The organism is Rubrivirga marina (genome assembly GCF_002283365.1).
Classification (GTDB): Bacteria; Bacteroidota; Rhodothermia; order Rhodothermales; family Rubricoccaceae; genus Rubrivirga; species Rubrivirga marina.
In genome coordinates, this window is sequence record NZ_MQWD01000001.1 from 2,346,324 (window position 1) to 2,359,747 (window position 13,424).

Below are 13,424 nucleotides of genomic sequence, written 5' to 3' on the forward strand. Positions count from 1 at the left end.
GGCGTGGGGGAAGGGGCATGAGCCATATTGCCCCTCGCCTTCGGCCCCTTGCCTTGTGCCCTCATGACCCGCCCGCTGCTCGCCGCCGTCGTCCTTCTGTTCCTGGCGGTCGTCGTCGGGCAGTGGCTGCCGGGGTGCGCATCGGCTGAGCCGGCCGCCGATGCCGTCGAGGCGGAGGACCCCGCGCTCGTCCTCGTCTCGATCGACGGGTACCGGTGGGACTACCTCGACCGGGCGACGGTCGACCAGCCGACGCTCCGGTTCATCGCGGAGGGCGTCCGTGCCGAGCGGCTGGCGCCGGAGTTCCCGACCAAGACGTTTCCGAACCACTACTCGCTCGTCACCGGGCTGTACCCGTCGCAGCACGGGATCGTCGGCAACACGATGCGCGACCCGGAGCGGCTGGTGGACGGCGAGCCCGCCCGGTTCTCCCTCTCGAACCGCGAGGCCATCGTCGACGGCCGCTGGTGGGGAGGGGAGCCGATCTGGGCGACCGCCGAGAACCAGGGGCTGACGGCGGCGACGGTCTTCTGGCCCGGCTCTGAGGCCGAGATCGGGGGCGTCCGGCCGACCCATTGGCTTCCCTACGACGGCGACCTCGCCTACGCCGATCGTATCGACCAGGCGCTCGAGTGGCTCGACGACGGGTCCGACCTCGTCACGCTCTACTTCGAGGCCGTCGACACCGCCGGCCACCGCTTCGGCCCGGAAGCCGATGAGACGAACGAGGCCATCGAGCAAGTCGATGCGGCGCTCGCCCGCCTCGTCGACGGTCTCCGTCAGCGGGGCCGGCTGGAGGCGACGGATCTCGTCATCGTCAGCGACCACGGAATGGCCGCCGTTTCGCCCGAGCGCGTCGTCCTCTTGGACGACGCCATCGACCTCGACGCCGTCGACGTGGACTGGGGCGAGCCGGTCGGCATCTGGCCGGAGGAAGGGCAGGACCCGAAGGCGATCGCGGAGGCGATCTCGGCGCTCCCGCACCTCACGGCCTATCCGAAGCCCGACGTGCCGGAGCGGCTCCACTACTCCGACAACGCCCGTATCCCGCCAGTCGTCGTGTTGGCCGATGAGGGCTGGACGGCGTCGTCCCGCGCGTACGTCGAGCGGAACCCCGACCGGCCGTCGGGCGGGACGCACGGCTACGACAACCGCGTCGAGTCGATGCACGGCCTCTTCCTCGCGCGTGGGCCGAGCTTCCGCAGCGGCCTCGTCACCGGTCCGATCCGGACGGTCGACGTGTACGACATCGTCGCCGAGGCGCTCGGACTCGACGCCGCGCCGAACGAGGGCGACCCCGAGGCCGCCGCTCGCGTGCTTCGGTAGCCGCCTGGTCGGTGGGCTCACGGTTCCGCCCGCCGGCCTGTACCGAGGTAGGCAGGCCGGTGTCTGGACACGGAGTGGGGCACGGCGGACGGTGAACCCTGCCCGCTAGCCGCCCGAGGTGGGCGGGGCCGCGTTCTCGTCGCGCATCTCGGCCGCGACCCGCTCGGCCTCGGCGAGGACCCGGAGGACGTTGCCGCCCAGGATTTTGCGGACATCCGCTTCGGAGAATCCGCGAGCCAGCAGGCCGTGCGTGACGTACGGCAGGCGCGTCGCGTCGCCCAGGCCGACCGGAAGGCGAGGGACGCCGTCGAAGTCGCTCCCCAGCCCGACGTGGTCGACCCCGGCCACCTCGGCCGCGTGCTGGACATGGTCGAGCACGTCGTCCAGGTCGATCCGCCCGGCGCCGAGGTAGGCGGCGAAGTAGTTGATCATGATCACGCCGCCGTTGTCGGCCAGTGCGCGGAGCATGTCGTCGGTGACGTTCCGGGCGTGGCGGTGAAGCGCGCGACACGACGAGTGGCTGAGGATCACGGGCGCGCGCGTCACCGCCAGCGCGTCCTCGAACGCGTCGTCGGAGACGTGGGAGAGGTCGACGAGCACGCCCAGCCGGTTCATCTCGGTCACGAGCTCGCGGCCGAGCCGGTTGAGGCCGCCCCAGCGCGGCGCGTCGGTCGAGGCGTCGGCCCAGGCGTTCGTGTTCGAGTGGGTCAGCGTGACGTAGCGGATGCCGTTGGCGGCGAGGAGGCGGAGGACCTCGGGCGAGCCCTGGAGCGCGTGGCCTCCTTCGAGCCCGAGGAGGACCGCGGTCTCGCCCCGCTGGCGGGCGTCGAGCACACCGTCGGCGGTGCGGACGAGCGTGGCGCCGTCGAGCCCGGCCACCTGCCGATTCACAGCCTCGATCATCGCGAGTGCGCGGTCCGTCGCGGCCTGCCCCTCGCCGTAGCTCCGCGCCACGTAAATGGAGAAGAACGCGCCGTCGAGCCCGCCCTCGGCCATCCTCGGGAGGTCGACGTGGTCGCTCCGGTGGCGCTCGCCGAACTGGTAGCCGCGGTCGAGCATCAGCGTCGGCGTGTCGACGTGCCCGTCGAGGACGACCGCGTCGTAATGGATGCGGAGTGCCTCGGCCCAGAGCGGGTCGACGGCGACGAGTCGGTCGACCTCGGCGGGGGGGAGGGGGATGCCGCCGCCGTCAGAGACCGTGGCCGGGTCGAGCGTGTCGGGCGCGGCGGGGGACGCCGAGGTCGAGTCGGTGGGAGGCTCCGCCGAGGCAGACGAGGCGGGGTCGGTGCAGGCGACGGCCAGCGCCGCGAGGGTGACGGCGAGTACGGAGGACGGGCGCATGAGCCCAGTCTACGCCGTGGCCGTCGTCAGCATCTCCGGCCCGACGTCGTCGAGCGCGTGGCAGCCGGCGAGCCCCATCGTCAGGTCCAACTCCGCGACGACGTTCTCGACGACGGTTCGTACCCCCCGCTCGCCGTCGATCGCGAGCCCGTAGACGTACGGCCGGCCGAGGAGGACGGCGTCGGCCCCCAGCGCGCGGGCCACGAACACGTCGGCGCCATTCCGGATTCCGCTGTCGAACAGGACCGGCATGCGCCCGTCGACGGCCTCGACCACGCCCGGCAGCGCGTCGAGGCTGGCCACCTCGGCGTCGATCTGGCGGCCCCCGTGGTTCGACACGACGACCCCGTCGACGCCCGCGTCGAGCGCCCGCCGCGCGTCGTCGGGGTGGAGGATGCCCTTGAGGACGACGGGGAGCGACGTGGCCTCGCGGAGGAGGCCGAGGTCGTCCCACGTCAGTGACGGGCGGGAGTAGGTCGCGACGAACCGCTGGACGGCCTTCCTGGCCTTCTGCGAGCGGAGGTTGTCGAGCGTCGCGCCCGGCACGCGCCGCGCCTGCCCCAGCCCGGCGCGGACGGTTGCCAGACGGAGGGGCGGGTCCGCCGGCGGGTCCGGCAGCGGGTGGTCGAGCTTCGACACGAACACGGGGTCGCTCGTGTACTGAGCGATCCCCATGCCGTGGAGGAAGGGGAGCGAGCCGAGGTCGAGGTCGCGCGGGCGCCACCCCAGGAGTGTCGTGTCGAGCGTGAGGACGATGGCCGAGCACCCGCACGCCTCCGCGCGGCGGACGAACGAGCGGACGAGGTCGTCGTCGGTGCTCCAGTAGAGCTGGAAGAGGCGCGGCGCGCCGGGGCGGACGGCGTCCATCGCGGCGGCCGTCGCCTCCATCGGGACGCTGGCCTGGCTCGAGAACACGAACGGGACGCCGAGCGCGGCGGCGGCGCGGGCCACGGCGAGGTCGGCGTCGGGGTGGGCCATCTCAAGGACGCCGATGGGCGCGAGCATCAGCGGGGCGGGGAGCGCCTGCCCCAGCAACGCCGTCGAGAGGTCGCGTGGCTCGGCACCGCGAAGAACGCGCGGGACGATCCGGTGCCGAGCGAACGCCGCCCGGTTGGCGTCCACGGTCCGCTCGGCGCCCGCCTCACCGGCGACGTAGGCCCACGCCTCTTCGGACATCGCGCGGCGGGCGGCGTCTTCGAGCGGGGCGGGGGCGGAGGGGACGGCCGGGGTGCGTCCGGCGAGGCCGTCGAGGTAGACGGCGCGCTGGCGGCGCGGGCCAGCGCCGGAGAGGTCGGGGGCAGACACAGCGGTGCGGAGAGCGGTCCCTCTCAACGGCTCGGGCGGTGGCGATGGTCCGCTGGCGCGGGGGCGCCGTTTCACCTCGACACGGCCCCCGGGAGTGTGCACTTTCCGGCCTCCCTTTTCCGACTCGCCAGCGTATGCCCTCGTTGCGCCGCTCCGCCCGCCGCCTCCTTGCTCTCGCCCTCGCCGGTCTAGCCGCTGGCGTATCCGCCCAGCCGGGCGCGTGCGAACGGGGCGCCGCCGAGGCCTACATCGACGACGGTGACGTCCGGGCCATGGTTCGGACGGACGGCATGCTGTTCGGCGACGGGATCCGGCCGGGGTACGAGGTCCCGAAGGGGAGCGACGTCACGGCCGTCCACGCAGCCTCGCTGTGGATCGGCGGCTTGGTCGGGGAGGACCTCCGGATGGCAGCCCACCTCTACGGGGGCGGGGGCACCGAGTACTGGCCCGGCCCGCTGGGGCCGGCTGGGGCTGCGCCGAGCGCATGGGACTGCGTGGCCTACGATCGCATCTGGTCCGTGACTCTGGCCGACGTCGCGGCCTACAACGCGACGGGCGTCGCTACGCCCGATCTCGCCGACTGGCCCGCCCATCTTGGCGCGCCAGTCGTGGACGGTGACGGCGACCCGACGACCTACGACCTCGCCGCGGGCGACCGGCCGGCCGTCACGGGCACACAGACGCTCTGGTGGATCATGAACGACCTCGGCGGGCCTCACGTCTGGAGTGGGAAGCCGGGTCTCGGCGTCGAGGTCCGCGTGACGGCCTCGGTCACGTCGGAGGCCTACGCCGCGAGCCGCGTCGACGCGGAAGTGGCCCGGGTCTACGCCGATGCCACGCACTTCCTCTTCGACGTCACGTATCGGGGCGAGGACCCCGTCTCGGATCTCTACGTCGGCCTCCACGCCGACACCGACCTTGGGGCCTCGTACGACGATTACATCGGGACCGCCCCTGACGCCCGGCTCGCCTACGTCTACAACGGGGACGACGAAGACGAGGGTGCCCGGGGCTACGGCGTCGACCCGCCGGCGCTCGGGTTCGCGGTCGGCCCGCCGCCGGAGGGGGCCGAGACCTACCTCACCGCGATCTACAAGAACGGGCCGCCCGAACTCAAGCAGCCGAACTCGCTCTACGAAGACGCGGGCGTCGCGACCTACAACCTCCTTCAGGGCCGTCTCCGTGATGGATCCCCCTGGACCGAAGGGGGCTACGGGGTCGGCGGGGAGGAGCCGACGCGCGCCACGCTCTCGGGCCTGCCCCCGAACTACTGGAGCCTCCACGACCTCGACGGCGTGGGGACCGCTGCGATCCCCGACGACCGCATGCTGATGGTCTCACAGGGACCGCACGCGCTCACGACGGGCGAGACTGTGACGTTGGAACTGGTTGTGCCTTGGGCGCCTGGCGGCGGCGGGGCCATCGCCGCGGCCCGTGACCTCGCGCTCCGCGTGGCGCCCATCGCCGCGGGTCTGCCACTCTCTCCCGATCCGAACCTCGCCACGATCCGGCCCGGGAGCCTGCCCACCAACGAGGTCAGCCGGTTCAGCCCCCCCTCGCTGTCCGTCCGCGCCCTGCCGAACCCAATGCCGGGCGGTGGCTCGCTCCTCGTCCGCCTCGACCGACCGGCCGGCCTCGTGCGGCTCCGAGTCGTTGACGCGCTCGGCCGGGAGGTCCAGCGGGTCGAGCGGGCCCCGGAGGGGGCCGAGGTTACCGTCGCGCTCGGCCGGCTGGCCGCGGGGGTATACGTCGCGGAGGTGGACGCCGACGGGCGGCGCGCGACCGAGACGTTCTCAGTCGTCCGCTAGCTGCTCGGCCCCGCGCCACATGTGGACAATGGCCACGAACCCGTCGTTCATCCGGATCGCCTGCGGTTCTGTGCCGAACGCCCGGAAGCCCAGCGAGTCGTAGAGCCGGCGGGCCCGCCGGTTCGTCTCCATCACACGGAGCTGGACGACCCGCGTCTCGGGCGCCTCGCGAGCGACAGCCAGCACCGCCTCGGTGAGCGCGCGGGCCACCCCACGGCCACGCACCGACGGATCCACGTAGAGGCCATAGAGCAGCGCCTTATGCCGAGTCCGCGGGCGCGTCTCGAAGCGGAGCCCGGCCGCGCCGACCAAGCGCTCGCCCTCGAACGCGCCGACGACGAGTTCCGGAGCGTCGGGCGCGTCCGACACACGCTTTTCCCACCACGTCGGCGGGAGCGCCTCGCGCTCGGAGACCGTCGAGGTGAAGGCCTCTGAGGCGTCGGCGTAGGCCCGGAGCATGAGCGCCCTGTAGGCGGGCGCGTCGGCCGGCCCGAGGCGGCGGAGCACCGGGGGCGCCACCGGGCTACTCGATGGTCCAGGTGTCGCCCGCGGCCAGGAGCGCCTTGAGGTCGCCCGGCCCCTTCGTCCGGCGGACCTCATCGACCTGCGCGTTGAGGAGCGCGTCGTAGGTCGGCCGGTCCTCCCGGTAGAGCACGCCGAACGGGCGCGGGAGGTCGGGGTCCCAGAACATCTGGTCGACCACGAGGAGCGCGAGGGCCTTGTCGGTCGAGTCGTAGACGACGCAGTCCGCCTCGGTGCGGTCGCCGCCGAGGTCGACGGAGCGGAGGCGGAGGCCGTCGAGGACGAGCCCGCGCTCGCCGCCCGCGTACGTCATCGGCTGGCCGTCCTCCACGAACACGGTCCGCAGCGGCTTCGTGTCGCGCTCGGTGAAGTCGAAGAAGGCCCCGTCGTTGAAGATGTTGCAGTTCTGGTAGATCTCGACGAACGACGTCCCGCGGTGGGCGTGGGCCGCCTTGAGCACCGTCTGCATGTGCTTCGGGTCGCGGTCGAGCGTCCGGGCGACGAACGTCCCGTCGGAGCCGAGCGCCAGGGCGGCCGGGTTGAACGGGTGGTCGAGCGAGCCGTACGGGCTCGACTTCGTGACCTTCCCGACCTCCGACGTCGGCGAGTACTGGCCCTTCGTGAGCCCGTAGATCTGGTTGTTGAACAGGAGGACGTTGAGGTCGACGTTCCGGCGGAGCATGTGGGCCGTGTGGCCGGCCCCGATCGAGAGCGCGTCGCCGTCGCCGGTCACCACCCACACGTCGAGCTCGGGCCGCGTGGCCTTGAGGCCCGTCGCGACGGCCGGCGCGCGGCCGTGGATGGAGTGGAAGCCATACGTGTTCATGTAGTACGGGAAGCGCGACGAGCACCCGATCCCGGAGATGAACACGACGTCCTCGCGCTTGTCGGCCAGCTCCGGGAGCGCGCGCTGGACGGCCGCCAGCACGGCGTAGTCACCGCACCCGGGGCACCATCGGACGTCGGAGCCCGAGACGAAGTCCTTCCGCGTGAGGACCGGCAGCCCAAACGACGCGCCGTCGCCCTCGGGGTCGACCACGCGGGCGCGCTGGGGCACCGGCGGGCGCTTGGCGCCGGGCGGGCGGGCCGGCTTCTTGGCGGTCGGCGGGAGCGTCGGCTTCCGGCTCGCAGCGGCCCCCGGCGGCAGCGTCGGCTTTTTCGGCCTCGGGCCCGAGGCCTGCGGACCCGCGGGCTTGGCGGCCTTCGGCGGAGCGCCGTCGTCCGGGCCCGTCTCGGGGATCGGCGGCTCGGCCGGCGCGTCGCCCGAGGCGGGCACGGCGGGGGCGTCGACCGGGTGCGTCTTGCCGGCCGGCTCGGGCGTGTCGGGGCGGGCGCCCTGGTCGCCGCGCGGCTGGGGCGGGTCGCCGCCGGGCCGGGCGGCCGCGTCGTCGGGGAGGGGAGCGTCGGGCATGGTGCGTTAGCTGTCGTCGGGGTCGTCCGCCAGCGAGAGGATCGAGGCCTCCACCTCGCGCGCCGTGAACGGCAGGCCCTGGACTTTGCTCAGGCCGCGGGCCGGCACGAGGAAGCGGTCGCGGAGGACGTGGACGAGCTGGCCGTTGTTGAGCTCGGGGACGAGGACGTGGTCGAAGCGACCGAAGGCCTCGCCGAGGCCGGGGGGGAGCGGGTTCAGCCAGCGGAGGTGCGCGTGGCCGACGGAGAGCCCGCGCGCGCGGGCGCTCTGGACCGCCTTCTTGATGGCGCCGTACGTCGAGCCCCAGCCGACCACGAGCACGTCGCCGGCCTCGTCGCCCTCGAGCTCGACCGGGCCGAAGGACGCGGCGATCCGAGCCACCTTCTCGGCGCGCGTTTCGGTCATCCGCTGGTGGTTCTCCGGGTCGTAGCTCACGCCGCCCGTGCGGCTGTCCTTCTCGAGCCCGCCGATCCGGTGCTCCAGCCCGGCCGTGCCCGGCGTGGCCCAGCCGCGCGCCAGCGTCGCCTCGTCGCGGACGTAGGGGAGGAACTGGCCGTCGTCGGTGCGCGCGGCCGTGCCCGCCTCGGCGAGGCCGACGGGGATGTCGGGGAGCGCGTCGGCGTCGGGCAGCTTCCACGGCTCGGAGCCGTTGCCGAGGTAGCCGTCGGAGAGGACGATGACCGGCGTCATGTACTTCAGCGCGACCCGGGCGGCGTGGTAGGCCGCGAGGAAGCACTCGCCGGGTGTCTTCGGCGCGAGGACGGGCGTGGGCGCGTCGCCGTTGCGGCCGTAGAGGGCCATCAGGAGGTCGCTCTGCTCCGTCTTGGTCGGCATCCCCGTGCTGGGCCCGGCCCGCTGGACGTCGATCACGACGAGCGGGAGCTCGACCATCGTCGCGAGGCCGAGGAACTCGCCCTTGAGGGCCATCCCCGGCCCGGACGTCGCGGTGACGCCGAGCGCGCCGCCGAAGCTGGCGCCGATCGCGCTGCCGATCGCCGCGATCTCGTCCTCGGCCTGGAAGGTCTTGATGCCGAAGTTCTTGTACTTCGACAGCGCGTGGAGGAGGTCCGAGGCCGGCGTGATGGGGTACGTCCCGTAGAACACGTCGAGGCCGGACTTCGACGCCGCGGCGGCCAGCCCGAGCGCGAGCGCCTCGTTCCCCGTGATGGCGCGGTACGTGCCCGGCGGGAGGTCGGCCGGGGCCACCTCGTAGCGGGCGACGAAGCTCTCGGAGATGTCGCCGTAGTGGTAGCCCGTGTCGAGCGCGCGGAGGTTCGCGTCGCGGATCTCGGGGACCCGCTCGAACTTCCGCCGGATCCAGGCGCGGGCCGGCTCGATGGGCCGCGTGTAGAGCCACAGCGCGAGCCCGAGGGCGAACATGTTCTTCGCCCGGTCGATCTCCTGCTTGCTGAGGCCGGTCGCGTCGAGCGCCTCGTGCGTCAGCCGCGTGAGTTCGACGTCATGGCGCTCGAAGCCGTCGAGCGTGCCGTCGTCGAGGGGGTTGCTCTCATAGCCGGCGAGGCTCAGGTCGCGGTCGGTGAACCCATTCGTGTTGACGAGGACGGCGCCGCCGGGGCGGACGCGGCCGAGGTTCACCTTCAGCGCCGCCGGGTTCATCGCCACGAGGAGGTCCACCTCGTCCCCCGGCGTGTGGACGGCCGTCGAGCCGAAGTGGAGCTGGAAGCCGGAGACGCCGTAGAGCGTGCCGGCGGGCGCGCGGATCTCGGCCGGGAAGTCCGGGAGCGTCGAGAGGTCGTTCCGCGCGTGGGCCGTCGCGATCGTGAACTGCGACCCCGTCAGCTGCATCCCGTCGCCGGAGTCGCCGGCGAACAGGACGACGACCTCGTCGAGCGCGGTCGTGGGGACGGCGGGGGGGAGCTCGGACATGGGAAGACGGCAGGGGAGGGCAACGTACGCGACCCGGGTGCGTGGGCTTCCCGGCGCGCGTGCCCTCCGTGTCAACGTGGAACGAAAACGGGCGGAACCGATCCCCGCGGTCGCTCCCGAAGGCCCGGTTATTCATGGAACAGCGCGGGCCGGGGCCCGGGTATCACCCCAGTCCTCGGCTCCCACCATGTCCTCCGACTTCCTGTCGTTGTTCTCGCGTCCCAAGCCGGTGGTGGCCGTCATTCACGCCGGCCCATCCCCCGGCGTGCCCGGGTCGTTCGGCGTCGCCGCGGCCGTGGACCGGGCCGTGGCTGAAACGCGGCTTTTGGTCGAGTTAGGGGTCGACGGGCTCCTCGTCGAGAACGCCCACGACGCGCCCGCTCTGCGGGACGAGGAGACGGGCCCGGAGGTCGTGGCCTACATGACGCGCGTCGCCGTGGCCGTCCGCCGCAACGCGGACCGGCTGCCCGTCGGCGTCCGGGTGCTCCACGCCGACCGCGCGGCGCTCGCCGTCGCGCACGCCTCCGGCTGCCACTTCGTCCGGGTCGACGGGTGGGCCCAGGCACCGGACGCGGCCGGCCGGTTCCACCGCTACCGCCAGGCGCTCGGGGCGGATCTCCCCGTCCTCGCCGACCTCCGCCCGCCTACGGCCGACGAGGTCCCGGCGCTCGTCGCCGCGACGGAGGCCGCGCGCCCCGACGCGCTCGTCGTGCTCGGGCCGGCCGTCGGCCACCCCTCGGCGCCGGGCGTCGTGGACGCGGCCTGTGAGGCGGCCGGGCTTCCGCTCTTCTGCGGCGGCGGCCTCGACGGCGACAACCTCCTCGACTACGTCGACGCGGCCGACGGCTTCCTCGTGGGGAGCGGCCTCAAGGAGGCGCGCCGCTGGCAGGCCCCGGTCTGCGAGTCGCGCGTCCGCCGGCTCATCGGGGCCGTCGAGTACGCCCGGGGCCAGGAGGTCCGCCAGTAACCGGACGGAGCCGGACCCCCGCACGCCGGGGCTCGTCCCACGGCTGTCAGCCCCCGCCCCCATGGTCTCCTACGACGCCACAACCGAGACCGTCCGGATCACCGTCCGCCCGGCCTACCTCGACGGCAAGTCCGACGCGATGGCGCGCCAGTTCGTGTTCGCCTACTTCGTCCGCGTCGAGAACCACGGCGGCGACGACGTCCAACTCCTGCGGCGCCACTGGACCATCACCGACGCGGACGGCCACGTCCAGAACGTTGAGGGCGCGGGCGTCGTGGGGCAGCAGCCGACGATCCCGCCCGGCGAGGCCCACGAGTACCACTCGGTCTGCGTCCTCCGCACGTTCGAGGGCACGATGGAGGGGACGTACCTCATGCAGCGCGAGTCCGGCTCCCGGTTTCGCGCCCGGATCCCGCGGTTCCACCTCGTCGCGCTCGGCAACTGACCCGGCCCGCCTCGGCGCCGAGGTGGAGGGAATGGACGACCTACGGGAAGTCCGCCTTCCCCGCCAGGATCGTCGATCGGGTCACGGCCTGTCGTCCTGAGCCCAGCGAAGGATCTCGCTGGACGTGACCGGTTCGTCGTTCGAAGCGCCGAGGCGGGCAGATGCGAGACCCTTCACTCCGGCGCTGCGCGACTCCGCTCAGGATGACGTCTGGTGGGCGTCGGTGCCGACTGCTGAGCTACCCCGCCTGGATGCGGACGAGCGTCCCGTCCTGCACCTGGAGCTGGATCTCCGAGCGGTCGTCGCTCATCCGGTAGCTCTCGATGGCGTCGGGGAAGACCTCCGGCGGCGTGTCCATGTGGAAGAACGCGTCCGCCACGACGCCCCAGTCTTCGGGCGTGAGCGCAACGGTCGCCTCGCCGCCGTCGGCGACGTACGGGTAGTAGGCCAGGACCTTGTTGAGGTGGTTGATCGCTTGCTTGACGTGGAGGCCGGGATCCATGGGACGCGGTGAGGTTCGAGTACAAGGTCCGACCAGATCGCGGAAGGGAGGAGGGACGTCGTGGACAGGTTGTGGGAAACCGCGACTGGCGATCCGGCGCGGCGCGGGGCATCTTCCGTTGTCCCCCGCCCACGCGTTGCCATGCCCGTCGTCGACACCCTGCCCGCCACGACGGCCGCCGCCGAAGAGGCCTACCTCGGCGTCGTCGAGCGCGTGCTGGCGACGGGCGTCCGCAAGACGAACCGGACGGGGACCGACACGATCGCCTCGTTCGCCGAGCACTACAGCGTCGACCTCGCCGAGGGCTACCCGCTGCTCACGACGAAGAAGGTTTACTTCGGGTCGATGCTCCGCGAAGTGCTCTGGTACCTCTCCGGGGCCGACCACATCCGCGAGCTCCGCCAGCACACCAAGATCTGGGACGCGTGGGCCGACGACGCGGGCGATCTCCAGACGGCGTACGGCCGGTTCTGGAGGCGCTTCCCGGTCCCCGAGGCCGGCGTCGCCCTCGGCGGCGAGGTCTGGGCCGACGCCGGCCACCCGAACGTCCGCCGCGAGGCCGACGGGTCGCTCTCGTTCGACCAGATCGGGTACGTCCTCGACACGCTCCGACACGACCCGATGAGCCGGCGGCTCGTCGTCACGGCGTGGCACCCGGCGAACGCGGCCGTCAGCCGGCTCCCGCCGTGCCACTACACGTTCGCGTTTCAGGTCACGCCGGCCGAGGACGGGCCGGACCTCCTCAACTGCCACCTCACGCAGCGCTCGGCCGACCTCGCCCTCGGCGTCCCGTTCAACCTCGCCTGCTACGCCCTCCTCACGCAGGTCCTCGCCAATGCCGCCGGCCTCCGCCCGGGCCGCTTCGCCCACACCCTCGTCGACGCGCACGTCTACGTCGACCACGTCGAGGGGCTGGAGGAGCAACTCTCGCGGACGCCCGTGCCCGCCCCGCGCCTCACGATTGCTCGCCACGCCGACGGCCGCGCAAAGGACCCCGACGAGCTCACGTTCGAGGACTTCGCGCTGGTGGGCTACGACCCGCAGCCGGCCATCCGCTTCCCCGTCGCCGTCTAGCCCCGCCCGCCTCGGTGCCTCTGTGGACCGGCCGAGGCGGAGGGAGCCGCCCTCCTCATGAGCCCTGAGATCGTCGTCATCGCTGCCGTGGCCGAGGCGCCCGGGACGCCGTCGGACCGGCTCATCGGCGACGGGATGGACCTCCCGTGGCACCTCCCGGCCGACCTCAAGCGGTTCAAGGCGCTCACGTCGGGCTGGCCGCTCGTGATGGGGCGAAAAACGTTCGAGAGCCTGCTCCACCAGTTCGGCGGTCCGTTGCCGAACCGCGAGAACGTCGTCCTCACACGCCACCCGACGCACGTCGACCACCCGGGCATCCATGTCTACGGCGGACTCGCCGACGTGCTGGACGCGTTCGCCGACCGCGAGCGGATCTTCATCGGCGGCGGCGCGGGCGTCTACGGCTCGGTCCTCGACCCCGCCGGGCCCGTCCAGGCTGACCGGCTGGAGCTGACGTTCGTCGAGGGCACGTTCGAGGGGGACACGTACTTCCCCGAATACCGGCACCTGCTGGCCGAGAACGGCGGCCCGTTCCGCCTCGACGCGCGGGAGGAGCACCCCGCGGAGGACGGCCGGCCGGCGTTCCGGTTCGACACGTACGTCCGCGCTGCGTAAGCCCGCCTCGGCGCCGAGGCGGGGGGAGTCGGCAGGGCGGCCCAAACGAGAAACGGCCCCCTCGCCTGAGCGAGGGGGCCGTCGGAGTCGGGATGGCGGGATTTGAACCCACGACCTCCTCGTCCCGAACGAGGCGCGCTACCGGGCTGCGCCACATCCCGAGGTCCAGCGGAAAACCGCCGGGCCCCAAGGTACGACGTCCGACCGGGGCTGCCCACCCC

The 13,424-nt window shown here is 72.9% G+C and carries 12 protein-coding genes and 1 tRNA gene; 6 read left to right on the plus strand and 7 right to left on the minus strand.

Translation table 11 applies throughout. From position 1 onward, the window contains the following. Positions 1-63 precede the first annotated feature (63 nt). Positions 64-1,326 (plus strand): alkaline phosphatase family protein, encoded by a 1,263-nt coding sequence (locus BSZ37_RS09580; RefSeq protein WP_095510338.1) that lies wholly within the window; start codon positions 64-66, stop codon positions 1,324-1,326. 105 nt (positions 1,327-1,431) lie between these two features. Here the strand turns inward: BSZ37_RS09580 and BSZ37_RS09585 are convergent, their stop codons facing one another. Next, positions 1,432-2,667, minus strand: a complete 1,236-nt coding sequence (locus tag BSZ37_RS09585) for a dipeptidase (RefSeq protein WP_095510339.1) — start codon at positions 2,665-2,667, stop codon at positions 1,432-1,434. Between the two features lie 9 nt (positions 2,668-2,676). Beyond that, positions 2,677-3,972: an alpha-hydroxy-acid oxidizing protein gene (locus BSZ37_RS09590; protein WP_095510340.1), complete on the minus strand. Its 1,296-nt coding sequence runs from the start codon at positions 3,970-3,972 to the stop codon at positions 2,677-2,679. 143 nt (positions 3,973-4,115) lie between these two features. Here BSZ37_RS09590 and BSZ37_RS09595 point away from each other — a divergent pair, with 143 nt between their 5' ends. Further along, positions 4,116-5,780, plus strand: coding sequence for a T9SS type A sorting domain-containing protein (locus BSZ37_RS09595; protein ID WP_143537616.1), 1,665 nt, complete (start codon positions 4,116-4,118; stop codon positions 5,778-5,780). Here BSZ37_RS09595 and BSZ37_RS09600 read toward each other — a convergent pair. From BSZ37_RS09600 to BSZ37_RS09610, 3 genes are read right to left on the minus strand one after another with little or no spacing between them, the layout of a single operon-like run. Then, on the minus strand, positions 5,766-6,287 hold the full coding sequence (locus BSZ37_RS09600; RefSeq protein ID WP_218830462.1) for a GNAT family N-acetyltransferase: 522 nt from the start codon (positions 6,285-6,287) through the stop codon (positions 5,766-5,768). The genes BSZ37_RS09595 and BSZ37_RS09600 overlap by 15 nt on opposite strands. Positions 6,288-6,303: 16 nt before the next feature. Next, positions 6,304-7,713, minus strand: a complete 1,410-nt coding sequence (locus BSZ37_RS09605) for a 2-oxoacid:ferredoxin oxidoreductase subunit beta (RefSeq protein WP_095510343.1) — start codon at positions 7,711-7,713, stop codon at positions 6,304-6,306. 6 nt (positions 7,714-7,719) lie between these two features. Continuing rightward, a complete protein-coding gene (locus tag BSZ37_RS09610) occupies positions 7,720-9,600 on the minus strand; it encodes a 2-oxoacid:acceptor oxidoreductase subunit alpha (protein ID WP_095510344.1) in 1,881 nt (626 codons plus the stop codon). Positions 9,601-9,787: 187 nt separating this feature from the next. Between BSZ37_RS09610 and BSZ37_RS09615 the strand changes: the two genes are divergently transcribed. Both BSZ37_RS09615 and apaG read left to right on the plus strand, forming a co-directional pair. Beyond that, positions 9,788-10,567 (plus strand): BtpA/SgcQ family protein, encoded by a 780-nt coding sequence (locus BSZ37_RS09615; RefSeq protein ID WP_179299552.1) that lies wholly within the window; start codon positions 9,788-9,790, stop codon positions 10,565-10,567. A 61-nt stretch (positions 10,568-10,628) separates the two neighbouring features. Further along, the gene (apaG, locus tag BSZ37_RS09620) at positions 10,629-11,012 is read left to right on the plus strand and encodes a Co2+/Mg2+ efflux protein ApaG (protein ID WP_095510346.1); all 384 of its coding nucleotides are present in this window, start codon (positions 10,629-10,631) and stop codon (positions 11,010-11,012) included. Between the two features lie 238 nt (positions 11,013-11,250). Here the strand turns inward: apaG and BSZ37_RS09625 are convergent, their stop codons facing one another. Further along, positions 11,251-11,514 (minus strand): hypothetical protein, encoded by a 264-nt coding sequence (locus tag BSZ37_RS09625; protein ID WP_095510347.1) that lies wholly within the window; start codon positions 11,512-11,514, stop codon positions 11,251-11,253. A 141-nt stretch (positions 11,515-11,655) separates the two neighbouring features. Here BSZ37_RS09625 and thyA point away from each other — a divergent pair, with 141 nt between their 5' ends. Both thyA and BSZ37_RS09635 read left to right on the plus strand, forming a co-directional pair. After that, positions 11,656-12,588, plus strand: a complete 933-nt coding sequence (thyA, locus tag BSZ37_RS09630) for a thymidylate synthase (RefSeq protein WP_095510348.1) — start codon at positions 11,656-11,658, stop codon at positions 12,586-12,588. Between the two features lie 57 nt (positions 12,589-12,645). Further along, positions 12,646-13,203, plus strand: a complete 558-nt coding sequence (locus BSZ37_RS09635; RefSeq protein ID WP_095510349.1) for a dihydrofolate reductase — start codon at positions 12,646-12,648, stop codon at positions 13,201-13,203. A gap of 87 nt (positions 13,204-13,290) precedes the next feature. Here the strand turns inward: BSZ37_RS09635 and BSZ37_RS09640 are convergent. Further along, positions 13,291-13,364: transfer RNA gene (locus BSZ37_RS09640), tRNA-Pro, on the minus strand. Between the last annotated feature and the right edge of the window lie 60 nt (positions 13,365-13,424).